The 25114-nt window shown below is 53.2% G+C and carries 15 protein-coding genes; 8 read left to right on the forward strand and 7 right to left on the reverse strand.

Annotated elements, in window-relative coordinates:
- Window positions 1–767: 767 nt before the first annotated feature.
- Window positions 768–1448: a hypothetical protein gene (locus tag ACAW74_RS21070; protein ID WP_370700211.1), complete on the reverse strand. Its 681-nt coding sequence runs from the start codon at window positions 1446–1448 to the stop codon at window positions 768–770.
- A 222-nt stretch (window positions 1449–1670) separates the two neighbouring features.
- Here ACAW74_RS21070 and ACAW74_RS21075 point away from each other — a divergent pair, with 222 nt between their 5' ends.
- Together ACAW74_RS21075 and ACAW74_RS21080 are read left to right on the forward strand one after the other, a co-directional pair.
- Entirely contained in the window at window positions 1671–2672 is a 1002-nt protein-coding gene (locus ACAW74_RS21075) for an NAD-dependent epimerase/dehydratase family protein (protein ID WP_370700212.1), read from the forward strand.
- Between the two features lie 293 nt (window positions 2673–2965).
- The gene (locus ACAW74_RS21080) at window positions 2966–4873 is read left to right on the forward strand and encodes an amidophosphoribosyltransferase (protein WP_370700213.1); all 1908 of its coding nucleotides are present in this window, start codon (window positions 2966–2968) and stop codon (window positions 4871–4873) included.
- Between the two features lie 100 nt (window positions 4874–4973).
- Here the strand turns inward: ACAW74_RS21080 and ACAW74_RS21085 are convergent, their stop codons facing one another.
- Window positions 4974–6995, reverse strand: coding sequence for a T9SS type A sorting domain-containing protein (locus ACAW74_RS21085; RefSeq protein ID WP_370700214.1), 2022 nt, complete (start codon window positions 6993–6995; stop codon window positions 4974–4976).
- A 281-nt stretch (window positions 6996–7276) separates the two neighbouring features.
- Window positions 7277–10414: a carboxypeptidase-like regulatory domain-containing protein gene (locus ACAW74_RS21090; RefSeq protein WP_370700215.1), complete on the reverse strand. Its 3138-nt coding sequence runs from the start codon at window positions 10412–10414 to the stop codon at window positions 7277–7279.
- A 358-nt stretch (window positions 10415–10772) separates the two neighbouring features.
- Here ACAW74_RS21090 and ACAW74_RS21095 point away from each other — a divergent pair, with 358 nt between their 5' ends.
- Window positions 10773–11855, forward strand: a complete 1083-nt coding sequence (locus ACAW74_RS21095; protein ID WP_370700216.1) for a mannose-1-phosphate guanylyltransferase — start codon at window positions 10773–10775, stop codon at window positions 11853–11855.
- 916 nt (window positions 11856–12771) lie between these two features.
- On the opposite strand, the gene ACAW74_RS21100 is transcribed toward ACAW74_RS21095, so the two are convergent.
- Both ACAW74_RS21100 and ACAW74_RS21105 read right to left on the reverse strand, forming a co-directional pair.
- Complete coding sequence (locus tag ACAW74_RS21100) at window positions 12772–14229, reverse strand: GAF domain-containing sensor histidine kinase (protein WP_370700217.1); 1458 nt, start codon at window positions 14227–14229, stop codon at window positions 12772–12774.
- Between the two features lie 521 nt (window positions 14230–14750).
- Window positions 14751–15476 (reverse strand): DUF937 domain-containing protein, encoded by a 726-nt coding sequence (locus ACAW74_RS21105; RefSeq protein WP_370700218.1) that lies wholly within the window; start codon window positions 15474–15476, stop codon window positions 14751–14753.
- Window positions 15477–15918: 442 nt separating this feature from the next.
- On the opposite strand from ACAW74_RS21105, the gene ACAW74_RS21110 reads away from it, so the two are divergent.
- The 5 genes from ACAW74_RS21110 (at window position 15919) to ACAW74_RS21130 (ending at window position 22004) form a co-directional block, all read left to right on the forward strand.
- A complete protein-coding gene (locus tag ACAW74_RS21110) occupies window positions 15919–16485 on the forward strand; it encodes a nitrogen regulation protein NR(II) (RefSeq protein WP_370700219.1) in 567 nt (188 codons plus the stop codon).
- 143 nt (window positions 16486–16628) lie between these two features.
- Window positions 16629–17537, forward strand: coding sequence for a sensor histidine kinase (locus ACAW74_RS21115; protein ID WP_370700220.1), 909 nt, complete (start codon window positions 16629–16631; stop codon window positions 17535–17537).
- The gene (locus ACAW74_RS21120) at window positions 17534–18610 is read left to right on the forward strand and encodes a response regulator (RefSeq protein ID WP_370700221.1); all 1077 of its coding nucleotides are present in this window, start codon (window positions 17534–17536) and stop codon (window positions 18608–18610) included. The genes ACAW74_RS21115 and ACAW74_RS21120 overlap by 4 nt, the downstream gene beginning before the upstream one ends.
- 338 nt (window positions 18611–18948) lie before the next feature.
- Window positions 18949–21447 carry a hybrid sensor histidine kinase/response regulator gene (locus ACAW74_RS21125; protein WP_370700222.1) on the forward strand — a complete coding sequence of 833 codons (2499 nt, stop codon included), beginning with the start codon at window positions 18949–18951 and terminating at the stop codon, window positions 21445–21447.
- 215 nt (window positions 21448–21662) lie between these two features.
- On the forward strand, window positions 21663–22004 hold the full coding sequence (locus ACAW74_RS21130; protein WP_370700223.1) for a hypothetical protein: 342 nt from the start codon (window positions 21663–21665) through the stop codon (window positions 22002–22004).
- Between the two features lie 165 nt (window positions 22005–22169).
- Here ACAW74_RS21130 and ACAW74_RS21135 read toward each other — a convergent pair whose 3' ends face one another.
- Together ACAW74_RS21135 and ACAW74_RS21140 are read right to left on the reverse strand one after the other, a co-directional pair.
- The gene (locus ACAW74_RS21135; protein ID WP_370700224.1) at window positions 22170–23255 is read right to left on the reverse strand and encodes a sensor histidine kinase; all 1086 of its coding nucleotides are present in this window, start codon (window positions 23253–23255) and stop codon (window positions 22170–22172) included.
- A 321-nt stretch (window positions 23256–23576) separates the two neighbouring features.
- Complete coding sequence (locus tag ACAW74_RS21140) at window positions 23577–24650, reverse strand: DUF3592 domain-containing protein (protein WP_370700225.1); 1074 nt, start codon at window positions 24648–24650, stop codon at window positions 23577–23579.
- Between the last annotated feature and the right edge of the window lie 464 nt (window positions 24651–25114).

Here is a 25114-nt window from a genome sequence, read left to right on the forward strand (position 1 = left end):
AAGGATTTGTAGAGGTATGCTTAAAGTTAAATACGGTGTTGGCTTGGCATTTTTCTAAATGTGTTCAAAAAAATATCTTACAAACACGTTTGGTACATTGAGCTTGAAGCTTAGTAACGTAATCAATCCGCTTTGCCCAACCCGCCTTTCCGGGGCGGCCACTTTGTCGCACGCTACGTAGCAAACTCACATTTTGCCAACCTAACTGGGCGTCTCTCGTGTCAACCGAAGCCGACCAACGAGCCAAAGCTGCCCTAACCGGGGCGTTTACTATGTCGCAAGCCAGCCCCAACATGGTAACCCAAATCTGCCTAACGAGCCGGGCGGCTTGTCGCCCGAAAGCGGAAATTTGAAGCAATCTTTTGGACTGCACCCAACGACCATGAGTGTTGATGGTGGGCGAGTCTCTCGACTGTACACACGACCCTTCACCTTTACACACTCACTACGTTAGGCTACTCCATCACCTACGAAACGTGCTTCCTGTCGCCGGAAAGCTACCTCACGCACGCAAACGCTTTTCAAACCAGCGCGAAGCCCACAAATGCACAAAATCCACTTCTGGCAAGCCGCTCATTGGGGCGTTTGCTCTGTCGTAAGCAAACTACCTAACATACAAATCACTGACTATCAATAACATTGACTTGTCGACGGGAGCTGCCAAACGAGCTGAACCGCTTGCCTGTTGAAGCCGTACGGCTTGTCGCACAAACGATAGCAAACATTTAACCTATTCAGGTAACTTATCAATCTAAAATAGTTTGGTCTTAATGTTCTGTGATAAATCCTATAAATTCTTTACCTAATTGTGTCGTTCTTTCAGCTAAAGCCCCATCACCAGATATTATTGACTTTAATCCACTCGAATTGTGAAGTCCTGTATTATGCAAGTCATTCCAAATGAGGTCTACTAACTCATCTTGTCCTACTAACGACGGAAAAGCAGCCTTCAGAACACTAGACATGCTTCCTATCATTAAATTTGGTGGTGTTTGTCCATTTTTTTCAAACCAAGCCCTAGGATTATTAAAGAAAGTTAGAATAGTGAGATGCAAAACGGTAAACGTGTCAACAAAATTTAAAAATATTTGACTTTTAGTTTTGTCGGGTGTTTCATTGAGCGCAGTATTTATAACCGCATTTCTTAAAGCAAGTATTTTCTTCTGTTCGCTTGTCTTAATTGCAATAGTTGTCGCTTGAATTATTGTGTCTATAAATTTATCATTTTGAGACAAACTTGAAAAATCGATTTGGTTGTTTTGTTCCAAAAACTTTAATTTTTCAGCAACCTCATTCATCCACTCTTGGCGCCTTTTATCAAGCGGAGGGGTGACTACTAAGCCAAACACTTCTGTTGCAGCCGAGCCAAGAACTGGAATACAACCTAGTGCAGCTTTCACTACTGCATATGCAATATCTTCCTTTGAAGTTTTATTAATGTCAGTCATATTTTTTTGTTATTACACCCAACATATTAAAGGGTGTAAAGTTACTTAATGTTAAGTTGATGATTATCAGTGTCTTGATATTAAGCGTTGGGGTTGATTGCCATTCATTTACTGGCACGTATGCTAAGCTAATCTAATGAGTATGAATCCGACAGATTACAGCCCGTCAATTTATTAAGCGTAGGTAGTTGCTTTGCGTGTGGTTTGCGTCCTTTGTGGTCTATGCCAGCTACTATTCTGTTGACGGGCGCTAACGGCTTTCTAGGGAGCCATGTGGCGCGTAAATTATTGGCCCGTAATTACCACGTCCGGGCATTTGTGCGGCCCGGTAGCGATCGTAAGGCGCTCCTGAGTGGGGCCACTGCCCTACCCATCGAGTTTGTCGAGGGTAATATCCTGAACGCCGCCGATCTGCGTCGCGCTGCAAAAGGGTGCGCTGCCCTTATTCATGTGGCCGCGAATACGCAGGTCAATCCGGCCCGCGACGCTGACATCTGGGCGGTCAACAAAACCGGCACCGAAAACGTGATTGCTGCCGTGCGGGCCGAAAACCTGCGTCGGCTGGTCTACGTGGGTACGGCCAATGTCTTCGGCTTTGGTACGAAAGCGCAGCCCGGCACCGAGAAACTGCCCTACACAGGCGCGGTCTACGGTCTAGATTATATGGATAGCAAAGTGGCGGCCACGCAACTGGTGCGCGATGCCGCCCATACTCACGACGTACCGGCGTTGTCGGTGCATCCGTCGTTTATGCTGGGGCCGCTCGATGTCAAGCCCACGTCGGGGGCGATGCTGCTGGCAATTGCCAAACGGAACGTACCTGGCTATCCGGTGGGGGGCAAAAACTATGTCCACGTCCGCGATGTGGCGGTCGCTACCGTCAACGCGCTGACGATGGGCCGGATCGGGCAGTCGTACATCCTGGGGCACGAAAACCTGACGTACCGCGAGGCGTTTCAACTGATGGCTGAGGTCGCCGGGGTACGTCCGCCGCGGTTTGAATTGCCACCCAACGTTGCCCACTGGTATGGTCGGTTCTCCGACTGGAAAGCCCGGCTGACGGGCCGTCCCGGTCTGGTGAACGTACCCATGACGCTGATCGCCAACGACGGCCATTATTTTTCGTCGCAGAAAGCTATCGATGAGTTAAAGCTACCCCAAACGCCCATCCGGCAGGCGATCGAAGAAGCCTACGCCTGGTTTCGGGAAGCGGGGTATTTGTAAGGCTGTGTATTTGCTGGCGCGCGGCCCTGAGCCTGTCGGGGACGCCTAGTCGAAGGGCCATGCGCCAGCTTTTTGCCACCTACATATGCGTCAGCTATATACCGTAACGGTAGGCTTACGTTGGATTAAAGTAGGAGGGGGCGCTAGATGATTTCGTGCCCCGACTTGGAAACTCTGTACTTTTGTGTGTGCCTACACCGAACGTTTCCGAGGGGGCGCGGTGTTACCCCCATACAACGAACTAAGTCCAACTGCGCTGGTTCGCGCCGGTGCCAAACTAGGTCACGCTTCTCATGAGCGACGCTATTAAACACGAGTGCGGCATCGTGCTGCTGCGTCTTCGTAAACCGTATCAATACTACATCGATAAGTATGGTACGCCCCTTTACGCAGTCAACAAGCTGATGCTGTTGATGGAAAAACAGGTAAACCGGGGCCAGGATGGCGCTGGCGTTGCCAACATCAAACTCGACGTACCCCCCGGTCATCGCTACATCAGCCGTTACCGCTCCGTCGATCATCAGCCGGTGGCCGACGTCTTTGGCAAGATCAATAAGAAGTTTGCCAAGGCCCTCAAGAAAAACAAGGAGAACGCCCGCGATGCCAAGTGGCTCCAGGAAAACGTAGCCTTCACGGGCGAAGTCTGGATGGGTCACCTGCGCTACGGTACCCACGGGGCCAATGAAATCGAGAACTGCCACCCCATGCTGCGGCAAAGCAACTGGCGGAGCCGGAACCTCGTGATGGCGGGTAACTTCAACATGACCAACGTGGATCAGTTGTTCGACAAACTGGTTTCACTCGGTCAGCACCCGAAAGACTTCGTCGATACCGTAACGGTGATGGAGAAAATCGGGCACTTCCTCGACGAAGAAAATCAGCGCGTATTCGACCGGTTCAAAGGGATATACGAAAACCCCGATCTGTCAGATATTATCGAAGACAACATCGACATGCAGCGGGTACTGCACCGCTCGTGCCGCGATTTCGATGGCGGTTACGCGATGGTCGGCATGACGGGATACGGCGCGTCGTTTGTGGCCCGGGACCCCGCCGGTATTCGCCCCGCCTATTACTACGCTGACGATGAAGTGGTAGTGGTGGCTTCGGAGAAACCCGCCATCAAAACGGCCTTCAACGCCGACTACAGCCAGATTCAGGAAATCAAGCCGGGTCACGCGCTGATCGTCGACAAATACGGTGAGTACGACGAATACCAGTTCATCGAACCCATCGAAAAACGGTCTTGCAGCTTCGAGCGCATCTATTTCTCCCGCGCAACCGACCCCGATATTTATAACGAACGGAAAATGCTGGGCCGCCTGCTGGTGCCGCAGATTCTGGAAGAGGTGAATTACGATCTGGAGAACACTGTCTTCAGCTACATTCCCAACACGGCCGAGACCGCTTTCTTCGGCATGGTCGAAGGGTTGGAAGATTACCTCTTCAAGCAACGTAAGAAAGCCATTATGGAGGGCATTCTGTTTGAGAAAGACCTCGAACGGGTGCTGTCATTCCGGCCGCGTATTGAAAAGCTGGTCTCTAAAGACGTAAAGCTCCGCACGTTTATCACCGACGATACCCATCGCGACGAGATGGTAGCCAACGTCTACGATACGACCTACGAGGTAGTGCGAAAAGGTGTGGACACGCTGGTCGTGCTTGACGATTCGATTGTCCGTGGCACGACGCTGGAAAAGAGTATCCTGCGCATGCTGGACCGGCTGCAACCGAAGAAAATCGTGATTGTCTCGTCGGCTCCGCAGATTCGCTTCCCTGACTGCTACGGTATCGACATGTCGAAGGTGAAGGACTTCGTGGCGTTTCGGGCGGTGCTCCAACTGCTCAATGAACGCGGGCTGAACCACATCGTCGACGAAGTATACGGGCAGGCCGTTGCCGCCGTAGAAACGGGCAATGCGACCGCCGAAAACTACGTGAAGGCCCTGTTTGAGCCATTTACACACGATGAGATTTCGCGGAAAGTGGCCGATATCATCACGCCCCGCCGCAATGATCAGGTCGATCTGAAAGCTGAAGTGGCGGTGATTTACCAGACCGTCGAGAATTTGCACAAGGCTTGCCCCAATCACTCAGGCGACTGGTACTTCACGGGCAACTACCCCACGCCGGGCGGCAATAAAGTCGTCAACAAATCCTTCGTCAACTTCATGGAAGGCAAGGTGGTAAGAGCGTATTAAACAGCGTTCAAGGTACAAAGTCCAAGGTCCAACGTGGCTGTCGCGCTTTACTCATGCGACAGCCACGTTGGACCTTGGACTTTGTACCTTGAACTCCTTTTTACTTCACCATCACCTTATGTACCTGACGCGGTTGTCCGTCGGCTTGCAGGCTGAGCAGGTAAACGCCGGTGGTGAGGTCACGTACATTGAGTTCGGTTACTTCGCCGGTGCGGGCCTGTTGCCGAACCGTGCGGCCAGTCAAGTCGGTCAGCTCCAATTGGCCATTGGTGGCGATGGCGGCGGGCCATTGAACGAGCAGGCGGTCGGAAACGGGGTTCGGATAGACCGAGATCGTAGCCGTGGGTTCGTTGGCGAGCAACAGGAATTGCAGCGCCTCGGAAGCAAGCGACGGGCAGCCGCCAGCCGTTGCCACTACATAATAAGCACCCGGCTGCGTAGGCCGGAACCGCGCTCCGGTCGCACCCGAAACGGGTTGCTGACCGCTGGTGTACCATTGATAGGTCACGCCCGACGTACCTGTGGTCGACGCCAGCAACTCATCACCCACCTGTTGCACCATCGGAATGGCGGGGGCCTGCGCTACCGTGGCGGTGATAGTTGATCCCAGGTATTCCGGCACCGACGATACGGCCCGAAGCTGATACGACGTACCGGCAGCCACACTACCCGGCACGGGCACCGTCACGGCAAAATTCGTTACCGAGAACAGATTGCCCGATACGCCAATGGGTACGTTAGCCAACGTCTGTGGGTTCGCAAAACTGCCGCTCGCATCGGAAAGTTGCAGGGCGAGGGGCAGTTCAAAATAACCAGCGTAGTTACCCCGTAGCGTGGTTTGACCGTTGGCGCACAGCACCACCGATTGAGCCGTCGTCGGTTGCAGTTCGAACGGCTGGAAGTTGGTCAGGAAATAAGCCGGGCTGTCCGACGTACCCGTGGCCGACAACGACGTCAACGTACCGGTGGTGGTACCCAGCAGGAGCAGCGAGCCATTGTTCAGCCGGACTATGTCGATCAGGTGGTCATTGCCAGTGGGGGCGTTGAGGCGGGTTGTCCAGCGAAGATTACCCTCGGGCGAGTAGCCAGCCAGGCTGATGTAGTCGGCTTTGCTGTACGAGTTGGTTTCGGGCGTATAATCGCCTTCGTAACCGCCAAAGACCACAAAAGCGCCGCTGGGATCGACAACCAGGCCCGTTGCCATGGCCGAGTCGGGCCGAACGACGCCCGTTTTCAACCAGGTATTCTTGCCGCTGGCATCGTAGCGGAGCAGAGCTTGCCCCTGCTCAACGCGGAGCCCTTCGGCGCGGTCGGTGAGGGTGTAATTGGATAGTACCACCGTGTTGCCGCGACGGTCGATACTCAGATCAAGTGGGTTGGTGTCGAAGCGGCGATTGGGCACGGTGCCGAGGCTTTCGCCGATATACGCTGTCCAGTAGAGTGAATCGTCGGTTACTTTGGTAAGTACGCCCGAGCTGCTTTGCCGGGTACGTTCGGTGATGCTCAACAGGGCTTGCCCTTCTGAGTTGGTCACCATCGCCACGGCATCAGGAGCGGGTACCACCGGGCCGCCATATACGCGCGATCCCAGAAAACGCCCGTCCATATCGAACCGGCAGAGAAACGGGTTACCGCCATCAGCCCGGCGCCCAAACGCCAGAATGGCGCCACTAGCGTCGGTAGCCAGCGTAGTGGGCTGGTTCATCAGCCCGTCGGGCGTGATGATATACGTTGTCCAGCGCTGGGCGTGGTTGCTGTCGAGCGCCGCTATAAATGTGCTGGTTTCGTAGTCTTCGTTAAGCCTGTACGTGGAGTCGCTGATGGTAAACTGCCCGGTGAAGGGCCCTGCCATCACAAGCTGCCCCGTCGAGGTCGTCGTGATTCGCCGGATCGTTGGCCAGTCGGTGAAGGTTTGCTTCCATCGTTCGCGACCCTGCGCGTCGACCTGAAGGATGGTGTTGCCTTCCAGCAGTACGTAGGCGCCGCGCCCACCGTCGGTGGCAATGGCAATGGGTTGAGCAGGCAGCCGTGCTGTCCAGGCAAACTTCTGGGTGACCTGGGCCCAGCCTGCGCCTGGCAGGAGTGCACCAAGCAGCAGCAAAACGTAGATAGTTTTTTTCATAGGATAAAGACGTATGGTAATCAGGCTGCAAGCATAGAAAAACAAAAAGGACGCCAGTACGGATTTCCCTGTTTGGGGCGGAGATTAAAATTGCTTTGTACCTATCCTATGCAATCAGCAATCCGGCTCCACTTTGCATCCTCTCAGCTTTAGGACGCTGTCAAAAGCGGCGCGTCACGAGAAAATTGACTGATCATCAATGACTAAGGGCTGATTGATACGGTTACATAACCTTGCCGTTATGCGACCGTATCAATCAGCCCTTAGCCGACTACTAAATTTTATTGCATCAACTCGTCAAAAGTCACGCCAACATAATACATCGACCCGATGGCGGGGCTGCCATACGCCTGAATGTAAGGCGTTCCACCGATGTTGGTCGCTCCGATCTTCACCAGCGATTTCAGGCTGCTCACTTTGTAGCTAACCTGCGCATCGAGGTTGTTGACGGCCGGAACGATCGTATTGGAGAAGAAAGGGATACCTGTTTCCGATGGCTGCACAAAGCCCGCCTCCCAGATAAAAGCATCCTGGTGTTTGAAGGCGACGCTAAACCCAATCTTCGAGCTATTGCTGGCGCGTTTGGTGAAGCCCAGGTTCCAGCGGTATTCGGGTGTATTGAACTGCGCAAACTGCACTTCGTCGGATGGCGTGAAGTTGTTCAGCTTGTTGTTCGAGATGTTCCCGTTGATCGTATAACCCTGGCCGAGTGCGTAGTTCAGCCCCAATGCCCAGCCCGAGGCCGTGATGTCCTGGCTGCTATTGGCGGGTAGTGAATACACCTGTCGGGTATTGCCGCTAAATACCCCACTTTTTTCTTCCAGCAAACCGGGAGCGATTGACGCTTTAGGCTGCAATAGAATCGCATTGCCGATAAAATCGGTGTATACGCTATAGTAGTAATAGGCATCGACAAAGAGTTTCTTGCCAAATATACTCCGGTAGCCGATTTCGTAATTAGCCACGCGCTCCGGCTTGAAAGGCTTGCGCTGATAAGTCGTGAGCTTATTGTAATTGGCACCGACAGCTTGTGCCTGAATAAAAGCTGGGGCATTGGCAGTTACTTGCGCCGTTACATTCTGGCGAATCGTTGCCTGTACTGCCGATGATGACATCTGTGCAGTCACGCCTGCCTGAATAGCGGCGGCAGCTTGCGATTGTGGCAACTGACCAGCGGCCACAGCCGCGTTGACCTGCGCCGTTACGGCCGCCGTTACTTGAGTCTGAACTGCCGATATTACTTGTGGCTGAATAATACCTGCGAGCGCAGAGATCTGCTGCCCTTGAAAGTCTGGATTGTTAGCCGTCGCAGTAATGGCCGCTCCCACAGCCTGCACGTTGGTCAACGGATAGGAGTTGGCCAGATTGTAGCGGGTGTAAAATTCAGGCAGACCACCGATGAGGCGGGCATTGGGTACCAGCAGGTCGATGTATTGGTTCTGCGTGGTCGGGATGCGGAAGCCCGTTTGGTACGACAGCCGGACGTTGTGCTCACCGAACGTACCCACGGCTGATACCCGCGGCGTAAACTGACCATCGAAGTTCTGGTTTTTGTCGTAGCGGAGTGAGCCCGTCAGTTTCAGGTGGTTGCTGAACAGGTTTTTGCCCACCTGCGCAAACGCACCGTACTCGTTGATGCTGATGCGTCCGTTACGGTTCTCTACCTGATCGGCAAACAACGTACCTTCTGAGCCGAGGCTGTAATTGCGGTAGTTAGCTCCAAGCAGGATGTCGACAATCTTGATCTTGTCTTTCAGGTTGTAGACACCCTCGACATGATACAGATTCGATTTATCAAGGAAAGCGCCGCCACCCTGTGTAATGGGCCGGTTGCGGTACGTATCAAGCAGCGACTGATAGGCCGCCGTACCCGCCTGAGGACGTACCCCATTGTTGAAGCCACTGGCAAACGGGTTGTTGTCGGCAAAGGTGCGGGCTGTCACGAAAGCCTGTTCCTCAGACTGACCAGCGCCCCGAGCCTGCGCAAACGCCCCGGCAAATTCACCGAACCACTGCGTGCTGGGTTTGAGGCCCTCGTTCATGAACACGCTGGCCAGACCCGCCGTGTACGAATCGCCCGATCGTTCCTGGGTGGTGTAGGCGCGCAAGGTGTAGTTGCTGCCCCGCAGTTCCACCTTGGCCTGGCTGAGGCTAAAGCCGCGCAGTGAGTAACGCCCCGTGCCTGTATAGACCGTGGTTCCGTACCCGTAGTTAAACTGCCCTACCAGTTCGGCTTTTTCGGTGAGGCGGTAGTGCACGGCCCCGTTGAATTTGAAACTCTTGGTGTTGTAATCGACCATGTCGACTTCGCGGAAGCCCGTGCGGCTTACGCTCCGGTTTGGGAAAAGGGCCGCCGCCGAGGCAGGCAACCGACCCGCCGAAATCAGGCTATTGGCCACCGTGAGCAGGTTCGCCTGGGCTTCGTCGCCGTAGGTGTTAACGCCGTCGTAGTTAGGAGCCACCCCGAGCCCGCGAGCCGGATCGTTGATGCCGGTCTGAGCACCTGCTACGTTCAGGTTGCTGTAATTGGTCGCCTGCCAGTCGTCGGCTTTGATGTACGACAGATTGACCTTGAACGCCAGCTTGTTGTTAAACGCTTTGGCAAACCGGATAGACCCGTCGTAGAAAGGCGTATTGGCAGTGGAGCGGTTACTGGCGCTCATAACCCCGCCCCGCACGTTGGCGCTCAGCCCCTGATACAGAAACGGGCTTTTGCTGTTCATCAGTACCAGGCCGTTGATGGCGTTGGGACCGTAAAGGGCCGAGGCCGCGCCGGGCAGAATCTCGACGCTTTCAACGTCAAGCTCGGGCATCCCTACAATGTTGTCGATCGGGAAGTTCAGGCCGGGGGCCGAATTGTCCATCCCGTCGATCATCTGCACCGTACGTGGGTTACCGGTAGCCCCAAAGCCGCGCAGGTTGATCGATTTAAACAACAGCCCCTGGGCCGCCATATCGACACCTTTGTAGTTGGCCAAGCCATCATAGAAGCTGGCCGCGGGCGTTTCCCGAATGGCCCGAATGTCCATTTTTTCGACGGCTACCGGCGATTTAAGCACGGTTTCCTCCACGCGCGATGCCGCCACGACCACTTCCTGCCCGAGTAGTGGTTGCTCGTCCAGCTTTATGTCGAAGGTGGCGCTGGCGTTGTTTACGGCCAATTCCTGCCCTTTAAACCCAACCGATGTCACCAGCAACACAAACGGCGGCGGTGTGTTGGTTGTGAGCGAAAAATTACCCCGGCTGTCGGTGATTGTGCCCGATATGCGTCCTTTGATCGTCAGACTGACGCCGGGCAGCGGTTGGCCGTTGGCGTCGCTGACTCGCCCTGATAGTTTGGTTTGCGCCCAGCTAGTTGTGAACGTTAGCAACAGCAGCAGACCGATCAGATGGCCTTTTATAAGTAAGTGTCTCAGCATAGGATGTTTGTTGTAGTGAGTTAAACCTGATTAGATGGATAAACATACTGACAATATGCACTTTGTACAATTTAATATTGAAATATTTACGTGCTAAATTGCTCGTTTTATCTGTTAATGTATTGTTAATCAGTGATTTATTTATCGGTTACCTAAGTCAAATATTGGTAACAAGTCCTAAATAATGACGAAATAATAATATATACGCTCATTCAACAGTCTGTTTCTGAACTCACCAGCGGTTCATACGCTCGTAATTATCCACTGGCTACCCTAGGGCAATAGCCCTTTAGCTTACTTTTGTGGTATCAACTTTCTTGTCGGCAGTTAAGTAAGCGCGATAAGTCGACTTTTGCTCATGAATCACACGTATGTTATCATAATGGCAGGTGGCGTCGGAACTCGTTTCTGGCCATTCAGCCGCAGCACTTACCCCAAGCAGTTCCACGACGTACTCGGCACGGGCCGTACTCTGCTGCAACAAACTGCCGATCGGTTCGACGGGATTTGCCCACCCGAAAACATCTACATCGTCACCAGCGATAAATACAAGGATCTGTGCCAGGAACAGCTGCCGCAGTTGTCGGATGACCAGATCCTGTGCGAACCTGTCGCGCGTAACACGGCTCCCTGCATTGCCTACGCTTGCTATAAAATTGCCGAACGCGATCCACAGGCCAATATTGTGGTGGCACCCGCCGATCACATCATTCTGAAACAGGATGAATTTCAGCGCACGATCCGGACAGCCCTAGCTGCCACGAAGGATAACGATGTGCTGGTGACGCTCGGCATTCAACCCAGCCGCCCCGACACCGGCTATGGGTATATCCAGTATATAGCTGATTCGGCCGACGGGTCGGATACCGAGGTGAAAAAAGTGAAAACGTTCACCGAAAAGCCTCATCTCGAACTAGCCAAGCAGTTTGTTGAAAGCGGTGAATTTGTCTGGAACGCGGGCATCTTCGTCTGGAATGTGCAGAGCATCTGCAAAGCGTTCAACGAATACCTGCCCGAAGTCGCCGAGATTTTCACCGAAGGCAAACCGGTGTATTATACCGACAACGAACAGGCGTTTGTCGACAAGGCCTATTCACTCTGCAAAAGCATCTCTATCGATAATGGCGTGATGGAAAAAGCCGACAATGTCTATGTGGTCCTGAGTGACTTCGGCTGGTCGGATCTGGGTACGTGGAAGTCATTGTATGAAGTATCTGACAAGAGTGAAGAGTTGAACGTAATCGATGGGCATATCATGCTATACGATACGCGCAACTGCATCATCAAAACGCCGAAAGATCGCCTCGTAGTAGTCAATGGCCTCGACGGGTACATTGTGGCTGAATACGACAATGTGCTGATGATCTGCCGGAAAGAAGAAGAGCAGAAGGTGAAAGAATTCGTTGCCGATGCTAAAGAGCGTGGCGTCGAGTTCGTTTAACAGCCCGACGTATGATCAGGAGCGTGCCGGAATAGGAAATCAGCTTGACGAACTCGTCGCTGAATGGCCTGTTCCGGCACGCTTTATTCGTATCTGTTCCGTCGATAACGTACCTGACTGGGTACGTTCGTTACGCTAAGAGCCTGGGGGTGGCAGCCAATCGACCACTCAATCAATAAATTTCTCGATGTGCTTCTTGTCTTTGTTAACTAATAGTTCATATTTGTGATTATTATTATGAAGCATTTAGTAACAAAAAAGCTCCAGTTCATTACGACTGAAGCTTTTCGATTTACTTTATCCAACTAAAAAGAAACGATGGGTTGTTGCTACCAGCAGCAGCCCATCTTGTATTTTATAGAGAGAATTGCGGCTAGCAAATCCCTGACTATTCTGGTTGCTTATATTCGAAATAGCAGGGCTACAGCAAAAAATGCTATCCTTTTTATGGCCTAAGTGGCTGTGCGGCAAGACCCGCAGCATGCTATTGACGTAATATATTGACAATAATGTGTACTATTTGTCATGTCAACAAATTATATTGGTATTGTCATATAACTTCATTGTTTTGAAAGTATACATAAAGGTAAGCATTGGCCTGATCGTTGGTTTACTGCTGATGTGTGTGTAGTGGCTGTCATTGAGGTCAATACGTTGCCGGACCGGAATTGAAGAGAAGGCTTCAGTGCTACCACACCATGAACATAGACGGTCAACCCGTGCCGACGAATCTGGTACCTGTTCATGCTGGTTGGCCTGCTCCTTATCCGGAGCATATTGTATCATAGATCCGAAACAAACGCGAACGGCTGATTTACAGCCAGTATGCATCACTGATTTACTTGAACTATGGTCTATATACGTCAGTATTCGCGTACTGCTATTTAATCACTTCACTAACGCAGGTGGTTCATAATCAGGCTTCCACTAGATCGGGCAGGAAGAGCGAAAAAGTAGCCCCCTTGCCGGGCTCACTGATAGCCGTCAGGCAGCCGCTGTGATTGGTGGCGACACGCTCGCAAATGGCCAGACCAATGCCTGTGCCGGCAAACTTGTTTTTTGTGTGTAGCCGCTGAAAAACCTGAAAGACACGGTCGAGGTATTTGATGTCGAAACCGATTCCCTGATCACAAACATTGATCTGATAGAAACGCTCGGCATTGCCTGTTGGTCGAAATTGGGCAGGTAGTTCGGCTCTTGTCACGAGCGTGTGGTCGATCTGAATCTGCGGGGCCGTTTCGGCTGGCGTAAACTTGATTGCATTGGATAGCAGGTTCTGAAACAGTTGCGCCAGTTGGGTTTCATCGCCCAGTACTGTTGGCAAGGCAGCTACCGTAATGCGGGCATTCCGCTGATCGATCTGCCACGACAAGGTATCCAGCACGTTGCTGATAACCTTTTGGAGCGCAATCGGCTCGAGTGCCCGCTGACGGGTGGATAGGCGTGAAAAAGAGAGTAAGTCATTAATTAACACCGACATTCGGTCGGCTGCCGACGTCATCCGACGCAAATAGTCGGTGACCTGTTCATCAACTTGTGTGCTGAGGTGTTCCTGAAGCAATGCGCCAAACGACTGAATTTTGCGCAGGGGTTCCTGTAAGTCGTGGGAGGCCACGTAAGCAAACTGCTGAAGATTATCGTTCGACCGTTTTAGCTCCTGATTGGCCTGTTCCAGTTCCTGGGTACGTTGCTGTACCCGTTCATCCAACTCCTGGGCAAGCTGTCGATAATTGGTTTCACTCTGGATGAGATGCTGTTGTGTATCAGCCAGATAGACAATCGTTTTTTGCAATTCTACCTGATTCTCATTTAGCAACTGGTTCTGTTTGCGCAGGATGAAGAGGTTGACGACCTGTCTGGCCAGCACTTTGAGGGCCGACAATTGAGCCGAACTTAGTTGATTGGGTTTGCGGTCAACGACGCATAGCGAGCCAAGTGCATAGCCCCGGTCGTCGACCAATGGCACACCGGCATAGAAGATAACATTGGGGTCGTTGGTAACCAGTGGATTCTGGGCAAACCGTTCGTCCAAGCGTGAGTCGGGAACGACGAAGACATCCTGTGGGCTTTGGATCGTATGGTTACAAAAAGCGATGGCCCGTGGCGACTCTTGAAGGTCTAATCCATGTGCCGATTTGAACCACTGCCGCTGCTCATCAATCAGGCTGATCAGCGCAATGGGTGTCTGGCAGATATGGGAGGCTAGTTGGGTAAGCTCGTCATATTCCTTTTCGGGCAGCGTGTCGAGTATGTTATAGCTTTTGACCGCCTCAAGGCGATTGGCCTCATCGAGCAGATTGGGCATAGTGGTCACGTTAGCCGGCATGGATAAACTGGTTTGTACGGTGAGTGTGAACGTGTAGGTAAGCGTCACAGCAACTACGATCGTTTCAATAACGCTATAACTACCTGCAGGGTTATTTATAGTGTGATGAAACGCCGTATAAACAGAACTAGATACAATGAAAAATAGACGTATATCTGATTTTGTGGGTACGTTCGGGTTGAAGAATACGAATCACTAAAAAAGGAGACCCCCACTTCAGCACTGAAATGGGGGTCTCCTGATAAAACGATCGGGGTGTTATTGACTAGGCGGGCCCGTACGCTGGTCAAGTCCGCCAGTCGAGCCGAATAAGAAGGCTTTCATTGTCATTGAATAGGTCGGTGATCAACACCGTGATACACAAAGGTATCCTGGGCGGCAGTGCTATGATGGGTAACACAGGCGACAATGACAACCATCCTACGTTCCCTGTTGAGAATTAACCAGCCTAGATACCGTAAAGAGACACTCCACGTTGATCGGCAGCGTTTTGTGCGACCTGATCCGGCTATTTTTCGACAGTATGGCCCTCGCGTTCCGGCAGCGCCGAAACTGAAGGCCGAAGTACGTTAATTGGCCAGCCTCAGGTACGTTGGGGCGCTATGAGCGAGCCGGAGTTGGCTGCGGCTACAAATACGGACGAGCAGAAAGCACAGCAGCAGCAGCCCTGATCCAATCAACAGCCAGCGTGACCAGGGGAAACCCGTTACACGACGAGCATGACCAAGATCATGCTGGCTGGTTACCACCGGTCGGCCGGTGCCCACAAACCAGTTCAGCGTACACGCCAGCCCGGCTGGCACCGCTTCCTGGGCGGCAGTCTCGCGCGCAAGCAGAGTGGCCAATTGCTTTTCGGTCAGCTGGTGGTCGATGAGTTGTTGGTTGAGAAAGCGCATCAGCACCGACATGATCAGACCGGTGAGCACGCTAGCCGAATTGACACTGACACCACTATAGTGAGCCGTCGATTCGGCCAAACGATAGCCGCGCTCACCGTAGAGCCGCCTCAGCATCGTGTTGCCGGCCGCAGCCGCCTGCTGATGATAAGTGCCCGGTTGGACTAATTGGGTGAGGGTAGGGGCTTGACCAAAGGGCGTCGCAATCAGCACATGATGTAATTCGGCTACCCTGACGTCGTTTGATGCCCGGTTAAGCACGCCCATCGTCATAGCGGGTAATAGGCCGTCGACGGCTTTCTGCATAGCTGCTTCGGGTTCCAGTAAGGTACGCGCCAGCTCACGGCTAGCCGAATGCGTAAACACTACGTGTAAGTGGTCGAGTAAAGGAGTCGCCATGATCGTTTGTTCGAGTTGACAGCAGGCGGTAAAGCCATACGATTCAAAAGGAAGCAGCGTAATGACGAGTGGAGTTGGGTACGTAAAAGTAAACGCACCTCTAGGTGAGAACTATGATAGGGGTCACGTGAGCTTATGATGACTGGAAACCTCAGGGTTGACATGATCGACGCTACACATGGCGGCGGTCAGTTTTTTTAGAAGGTATAGAGCCGCACTGAGCGGCAACCGGCTAAAAAGGGGTATGGGCAGCTACAAAAAGGTAATAATCCGCGACTCCGCACACACAGCTAATTGAGCTGATAAGACTACGGACTACGAATGGGCTTGCCGATCTAGTTGGCCGATTTACTTTTTTTTTGATTAGTAGTGTTTGGTTTTTCTATTTGTTAAACAGTCTAATAAGGAGTCTGCTATTTATCTACGCCGAAATTATACCATTATGCCTTCCCCTTCCCCTCAACTGCCTAGCTATGCAACATCCGATTTATTCTCCCGCGAGTGGCTTACTAGTGAGCCTTTAAGACTTATTCTGAACGCCGCACCGGTGGGCGTCGTCCGGTTGCAAAGCAGGCGAAATCAGACCGGTGAGGTGGTTGATTTTACGTATGACCTGGTTAACCCGATTCTGGAGGCGCTGGCCAAGCAGGCGGAGAACGACATGCAAGATCAGTCGCTGATTGAATTAACGCCGGACGTGGTCAAAACGGGAATGCTGACTCGCTTAATTGACGTGGTCAATACTGGACTACCACGGCAGTGCGCGGAAGAGTACCGCTTGGATGGTATCGTCAGTCGGTTCAACCAGCTTTACGTGCGATCGGGCGACGGCGTGCTGATACTGGTGCAGGACGTTTCCTACCAACCCCTTGCTACAGGCGAGCAACAGCAACAAACGGCCTTTATGGCGGCTTTGGTGCAGGATGATTCAGCGGCAGACCTGCGGGCCATGCTGATCCAACTCATCAGCGGCCAAAAGGGGAAGTCGGATGCTTTCACGACGTTATAGGCGTCATAGGGCCACCTGACCGATGTCATTGGCCGTCAGCCCGGACCTGGTTATTTTTGATTAGATTAGCCATAGTGTCTCCTTCGGTTCAGACAGGACCGGTTTACCCATGCCGGCAGAGCCGACGTTTTCCAGCGATAGCCATGCGAGATGACACATTCGGCCAGTCCGACGATACAAATCAACCCGCCCAGTCGCTCACGCCACTGGCGCTGGCCAACGCGGAACTAAGCCAGCAATTGGCGGCCTGTCGTCAGCAACTCAATCAATTGGACACTACCCTGGCCGAGGCGCGGCAGGTGATTGCCGAACACAGCCGAGTAGAGGCAGAACGCACGAGATTGTTGAAGCAGGAACGGGAGCTGAATGAACTGAAATCGAGCTTTGTCACGCTGGCTTCTCACGAATTTCGCACCCCCATGATGACTATTTTGTCTTCAGCTTCATTGATTGGCCGCTACAATGGCGCGACCGATAGCGACAATCGGGAGCGGCACGTGCAACGTATAAAGTCGGCCGTGAGTAGCCTGACTAATATGCTAGATGTGTTTCTGTTTATGGGGCAGGTAGAACAAGGCATCATGAGCAGTCATTTACAGGCCATCGATGTAACGCAGTTCTGCGCAGCTGTTATCGCCGACGTGCAGGCCGTGGCTAAGCCGCAACAGCGTTTCTTGTACGAGCATCTGGATGGTCAGCCACATATAACAGGAGACAGCACGGTGCTTCGGCATATTCTCTATAATCTGCTGGCTAATGCCAGTAAGTACTCGGCCGAAGCTGCCGATATTCATTTGGACAGCGCCGTTGTGGATAAGGTGTTGATTCTAAGTGTAACAGATTGGGGTATTGGTATACCAGACGCGGACAAAGACAAGCTGTTTACTAATTTCTTCCGAGCCCGAAACGCCATTCACATTCCTGGTACGGGTTTAGGGCTCTACTTGGTCAAGCGCTACGTAGACCGGCTGGGCGGTACGGTAAGCTTTACCAGTACCTTAGACAAAGGGACTGTCTTTACGGTGCAATTACCCATCAAAGATCCGGTATGAAAACAATTCTGGTGATTGAAGATCAGGCTCAGGTACGAGAAAACATCACCGAGATGCTCGCGCTGGCCCGGTACGATGTGGTACAGGCCGTCGACGGAAAACGGGGTATCGAACTGGCCCGTTCGACCAAACCAGATCTGATCCTGTGCGACATCATGATGCCTGAACTGGATGGTTATGGGGTGTTGCACATCCTGCGCAAAGACCCGATCACGGCGAGTATCCCCATCATTTTTCTGACGGCTAAGGCGGAAACGACCGATTTTCGAACCGGCATGAACCTGGGCGCCGCCGACTACCTGACCAAACCCTTTGATGACATAACGCTACTGAATACTGTTGAACTGCGGCTTGATCAGGGAAGCTCTATTCGCCGACAGGCAAACAGCGACGGGCTGACGACTTTATTGAGTGCGGTCGAGGGGGCTAATACTGCTTATCCAATCGTTCATTTCCCGAAAAAGCAATTCCTATATGCAGAAGGCAATCAGCCCACTGCGCTCTATTACGTCCGCCGGGGGCAGTTCAAGCACTTCAAGACCGACGCGATGGGCAACCAACTGATTACCCGCCTGTCGGGAGCGGGCAATTTTGTGGGGTTGTCCATCGCCTTGCCGGGAATGCCTTTGGGCGAAACTGTTGAGGCACTCACCGATACTGAGGTGTGTGCCATTCCCAAAGCAGACTTTCTGGCGCTACTGACTAATGATACTGACGTGGCCGGCCACGTCATCCGCACGCTGTTGGCTGAGATAGCCGAATACAATGACCGTCTGCTCAAACTGGCGTACCAGTCGGTGCGGCAGCGCGTTGCGGAAGCGTTACTGCTGGTGTATCACAAATTTTACGCGCCCACCGCCCATGTATCCGGCGACAGAGCTACTAAACCGGCGGATCAGAAGGCCTCTCCACCAATGGCACTATCGCGGGAAAACTGGTCGAACCTAGTGGGGTCGTCTACCGAGACAATCATTCGGGTATTAAGCGATCTACGTACAGAAGGGCTAATCGAACTGACGGGCAGCCAGGTAACCATTCTTGACCTGGACCGGCTTGCCCGCATGAAACACTGACGGGCGGCAGAGTTTGAAATGACGACGATCAGTTCCTCACCTGACAGCTAGCGCGTCAGGAGAGAGGCGGATCATGGTTTGGGCCCCTGGACACAGGCTTCTTTGTACCTCTATGTATGGAGACCATCGATAAGTGGCGGAAGCGGCCCCGGGCATTCAACCTACAAAAAAATAGACTCCACACCTCGATGCTACCCCAGCTGATTACCAGCCAAGCTTTTCGAAACCTGGTCGCCGTGTTTCGGATTAGTCCGAATCAGGTAGTGTTTCAGCCCTGCTGTAAACACCCTTTCGTAGGGGATGTTTATAGGTAAATGCTTGCGGATCAACTATATATAATGACCAAAGCCTCCGACTCGTCTAACCCCAACTCGGGAACCGGTGACCCATCTGGTTCGGGGCAAAACCCATCAACAGCCCAAGACGTCCGGTTGGAAGCCAATGAGCTGTTACGACTCGCTGCCGAAGCCGCCAACGTCTACTGGTGGCAACTTGACCTGGCTACGACTATTACAACGTATTCGCCCAACACGGAACAAGTAGTGGGCAGACTGCCTGCCGAAACAGTCGAGGAAAACTTGCTACTGCTTCATGTCGAGGATCGCTCGCTGGCCGCCCAAGCCTTCAGCGAAGCGATGGAAAACGGCACCGACCGGTTTAGTTATCAGGTACGTTCCATCGCTATTCCCAATGAAATCCGCTGGTTGACCGTAACGGGGACGATTCTCCGGAATGAGCAGGGCCAACCCTACCGGATCATCGGCCTTACCCAGAACACTACTCCTACCGAAAAAGCCCAGCAAGCCCTGCAAGCGGAACAGGACCGACAAACTTTCCTACTTCAGCTTAGTGATACGCTGCACCCACTGGCCGACCCGCTAGCCATCCAGGCGGCGGCGACCCAGATGACGATGGCCCATCTAGCGGCTGACCGCTGTTATTACTGCGAAATAGAGGGGGATGTGGCCACCATCCGGTGCGATGCCTACCGGTCTGATCTGCACTCGATAGCGGCTACCTATTCCTTGAGCGATTCGCCCGTATTCAAAACCCTCTCCCAGGCGGGGTTCCCGTTGGTGGTGGCCGACGCCCATACCACCGAGCTGATGGATGAGCCGTTGCGGCAACTTAGCATCCAGTTGACTATCCTGGCCTTTATCAATGTGCCGGTGATCAAACAAGGGCAACTGGTGGGCAATTTCTGCATCACCCAATGTGCCCCCAGGGTGTGGACGGCCCCCGAGGTACGCCTGCTCCAGGAAGTGGCCCAGCGAACCTGGGCCGCCGTCGAACAGGGGCGGGCCGAAATGGCCCTGCGCGAGTCTGAAAAGTTGTTTCGACTGACCATTGAAGCCGCCCGGGTGGGTACGTGGGATTGGAACCTGGTTCCCAATGAGGTGGTGTGGAACGAAGAACACTTCCGGCTGTTTGGTATGCCTCCCCAGCCTAACCCCGTCAGTCCAAAGCTGTATTTCGATCACGTACATCCTTATGATCGGGATCGGGTCGGGAACCTATTGCAGGCGGCTATTGACAGCAAGGGGGTATTTGATACCGAATTTTGCGCCCTACTGGATGGTGGCGCTCAACGGTGGATGAGCGGCTATGGGCGTGTAACGGCCGAGGCCGACGGGCGGAGTACCCGCATTAGCGGGGTCATGTTTGATATAGAAGAACGCCGACGAGCTGAGGATGCACTTCGGGAGGCTAATCGGCGTAAAGATGAATTTCTGGCCCTGCTGGCGCACGAACTGCGCAACCCCATGGCCACGCTCAGCAACACCTTGCGTATGTTGGAACTGACAGGTGGCCAGCACCCGATTCATACCCTGTCCCGGTCCGTTCGGTTGATGCAACAGGAGGTGGCGCACCTGGTTCGGCTGGTTGATGATCTGCTGGACGTGAGCCGCATTAGCCAGGGTAAAATCGCCCTGGTTATGGAGCGGCTGGATTTGGTGAGCCTGCTTAGTGAGGTCATTGAAGCGACCGGGCCGCAGTTCACAGCCGTCGGCAAGATCCTAAGCGTAGCCCTGCCCGACGAACAGCCCAACGCGGTTAGCCTCTATGTATCTGGAGACAGTGCCCGGCTCCGGCAAGTGGTGAGCAATCTGTTACACAACGCCCTAAAATTCACGACCCAACAGGGCCACGTCTGGCTGAGTCTGGCGCAGCAGGGCGAGGAGGCTGTCCTGCGCGTGGGGGACAACGGGATTGGCATACCTCCCCATGAGCTGGTACGTATCTTCGAGATGTTTGCCCAGGTAGACACATCCCTGGGGCGCTCGCAGGGCGGATTGGGGCTGGGCCTAACGCTGGTGCATGAATTGGTAGGCCTGCACGGGGGGCGGGTCGAGGCGAGTAGTCTGGGTTTGGGTCAGGGCAGTGAATTTGTGGTGTACTTACCCCTCTTGCCTCAACCCAGGCCGGAGCTCGTGCCGGACAGTATGGCTGACTTGTCAAACTCAGTAGGGCATCGCCTGCTGATCATCGATGACAATGTGGAGGCGGGGGAGAGCCTGGCTATGCTGCTCGAAGTGATGGACTATACCGTTGCCACCGCCATTAGTGGGCAGCAGGGTATTCAGGTTGCCGAACAGTTTCGTCCGACCGTTATTCTGTGCGATATCAGCATGCCGGGGCTGGATGGCTACCAGACATGCCGCCTGATTCGGGCGGCACCCTGGGGGCAATCGATCGTGCTGATTGCGCTGACGGGCTACGGGCAGGAAGAAGATAAACGGCGAACGAAATCAGCGGGTTTCGACGCGCACCTGGTTAAGCCAATCGACATAACAGCACTGAGCCAATTGTTAGCTGAATTACCGCCACCGCGTTGAACACCGATGGTGCTTTCTAAACCCGTTTTTGACAAAAGCACAACCATCATACTGTGCAATGATGACCATCATAACCTATCGATAAAGTCTACATTACTTTTACTGGTAGCAGATAAGCTGACCGTGATGGATTACGGTTTGGCCTGGGTACTGCCCGCCTGCTGGCTCATGGGTTGAACGGACGATGGGCATGCCATTTTCGTAAACCTCACGCGATGCACTTAACTATAAAGCCCCAGGAAATTCCGTTCACCATTGGCGCTACGGTCTGGGTTAATCAGACCTGTGGGGGAACAAATGAATACCCTTATTTTCAAGCAACCATCGTGCAGATTATTCTCAACGGCAACCTGAACAACAGTATGGTACTTCGTCAGTCTGGCGATACGCACGAACTGCTGATCAGTGATGGTATCTACGACCTGAAACCGGTTGGCGCCTACAACCATCTGGGCCGACAGACGACAACGGTCGATTTTCTGATGCCACAAAAAAAACTATTCCAGACCGAACAGGAATTAATCACGTACAGACGTAGTGATTTGTCAATAGATTGAGCATCATCGTATTAGCAAAAGACATAGACTCCATTTAATTCACGTAGCGCCGAACTGGCTGGATGTAGCAGAATCAGCGACCGGCCCGGTACGCCGTTGACCAGTAAGTGCCTATAGTCGCCGGTCCAATCAGGTCGCTGGGCTAAGCGCAAATCTGGGTACGTGTCAGGGGTCCACAGTAATGCCTGAACTGAGCGAAACAGGAACCAGCGGGAGCCATAGTTGCTCGCTGGTTTCACTATACTTCCGGCGGGGTGGCGGCGCACCCAGTAGCCGATACCAGTTCACCACCTCGTCAAATCCTGCGCTCCGAATAGCTACCCGCAGCGGTCGCGGCTGGCGATTGTGATCAATCAGGAGTTGCTGGCCGGTGACCCACACCCGAATGTGTAGGGGTTTGGTAACCTGTACGATCTGGTGGTACAGAATATCGTCAAAAATAGCCCGTAGTGCCAATGGAGGTATGCCGTGATAGGCATCGCCCCCGGCTACATCGATCTGGATAATAAGCGCCTGTCGATAGCGGACCATCAGCAACTGGGCATAGGAACGGGCAAATTGAATTTCCTGATCCAACGGTACCCAGATCCGGGTGTGAGCTTGCAACATGTACCGATACACCTTCGCCATCTGGTCTACGAAGGCCTCTGCCTGCTGAGGCTCGCTGGCGATCAGCGAAGAGACAGAATTAAGGGAATTAAATAAAAAGTGCGGGTTGATCTGTCCCTTCAGTACGTCGAGTTGCTGCTGCATGACCAGTTGGCGCAATTGCTGCTCCTCGATCTGGTTTTCATGCCAGCGCTTATAGGTATCGCTCACAATGAGCACGTAACCCATCAGCAGTGCACTAACAGCCCCTACGCCAGCCAGATATAGCGCCACCCAGCCCGAAAAGGTGGTGCCTAGCAGAGGAATCCGGCTGCAGAGCCACACGGTACCCACCGACATAACGGCCGCCAGCAACGTACCCACGCCCAGCGCCGTCCGGTTACGCTGCTGTACCTGCTGTACATCAGAATAGTAGTTAATGATGCCTTTGACGATCACGGTCAGTAGAAGTAAATCCACCGCGTGAATACCCAGCATCGTCAACGTACCTACGATAAATACGTCCAGCTGGCTGAAATAGCGCTCACCCATCAACAGCCAGCCCGCTACCGGATAAACGACAGGCAACCACAGTAGATGATACCACGCTTCGGGACGGGTAAACAACGGGCGGGGCAGCTTGAAGGGGAGCAGGCAGGCCATGCAGGCAATCAGGTAGTGATTGTACCAATCGACAAAGATACCAGAGCAAGGTGGCTTACCCTATGCCCGTCCAGTATAGTCTGCTCAAGTTCAGCCATGAAGTGCGCAAAAGCGTGTGTGAATTGTAGCCATAAGTAAGGCAAGGCGATGATGGTTGCTTCCGACGAGGACCTGATGGCGGATAACGTGACGGTTCAGTCGATTTATGTACTGCCCCCAACGCTATAGCAGCCTACTGCTTTCACATGAGTGGCCAGTAAGGCCTTGTCGACATCTGACCCTGGCAGGGCTCGATCCAGCGTTTTACGGTTGCTCGGCGCGTTAGCGTTTAGACCTTGTCAGAAACCAGCTGTATAGTGGCACGGCCAGCAGCAGCAGCACGATCAGCAAACCGAATAACGGCCCACTCACCAAGACCCCGAGGGTGCGGGGCTTAGCATCGGCTGGGTTAGCCGGGTCATAGAGCACCGCCACCAGATCGCCTATCTGCGCTTGGGGGCTGGTATCATAGGCACCTATGCATTCGTACTCCTGATCCGCTACTTGATAACGAATCAGGGGGGCGGCTCCGGTTCCGTTTCCTGAGTGTACAAAGCTGATCACCTTCCCTTCGGTTCGTTGCCCACTGATCAATAAGTGGACAGACTGGCTTATCTGTCGGACAGAAAAGAATAGACCTGCGCCCACAACAAAGACAAACACAACCCACCAACCAGATGAATGGCGACCGACCTGGCTGGGTGATACCTGGCGTTGAGCAGCCTCAACGGTCAACTGGCCAGTAGCTACTTGATTGAGTACCTGTTGCATCAGTTGGACCGGCACTCTGGCAGGGCGGAGTCCTGTTTTTGCGGTAGACCACACCACGAACAAGCCGATAGCAGTCAGTAAGCCACCAACGCCACCGGCAATCAGGCCCAGCAGCCACTGTTCCATAAACGACTGAATCTGCCCAACCGCTGGCCGGGCCGGATCATACTGTACCGTCAGGATCTGTCCTACGGTGTAAGCCGCCGGGCTGGAAGCCAGTCCTTCGAGCTGGTAAGTCTTTCCGGCTACCTGGTAGCTGACGATGGGGGCATAGGTCGGGCGTTTATTTCGAATCGCGTGGCGGCTCAGGCTTACGACCCTGCCAGTGGCCTGCCGGGCGTGACTTGCAAAGGCCTGTTTCTCCAGGTAGGTAATGACTGCCAAACGCAGCAAAAACACGCCCACGCCCAGAAAGGCAATGCCCACCACGCCCCCAATAAGGCCCCGAAACAGACGAACTCCAACCTTGTCGGCTTCACGCAGAAGCTGTTCGGCCTGTTGGGGGCTGAGCGAAGTAGCCGCTACCCGTTGGAGCAGTTTCTGTATGTCTAAGCCATCAAGCGAATAGGTAGGTTGAGTGGTCATGGCTGAGGCGTTAAAAGCGGGTGTTCGCGGCTTCTAGTATCAAAACAGGCCGCCTCACCTTGCTAGCTGTCCGCTGACGGACGCTACGAGCGCCCAAAGCCAAGTTAGTACAGGTACGTGATAAGTTGCTTTCTTCAAGTCATTCCTGAAGTAAACTATGCGGCAAAAACGATGTCGGGCGTATCAGCGCCCAGACGCGGGTAAGCGTCGATGAGATCGGAAACAAAACCGCCCACGACCGATCACGAGCGGGCTGTCAAGCAGCATCAGAGTCTGAAGCCGCCGAATCAGTTGAAGCTGTAGCTGTCAGGACGCAAACGAACCTATAACAAGTACTTAAAGAACGTACGCTGTAAACGCAAAAAGCTCCTATTCAGAGCGAATAGGGGCTTTTCTTATATATCTGATACTTATTGTTTAATGAACCTCGGCCCGCAGTTTCTCTTTAAGAAATTTACAGATAT

Source organism: Fibrella musci (assembly GCF_041321105.1).
Classification (GTDB): Bacteria; Bacteroidota; Bacteroidia; order Cytophagales; family Spirosomataceae; genus Fibrella; species Fibrella musci.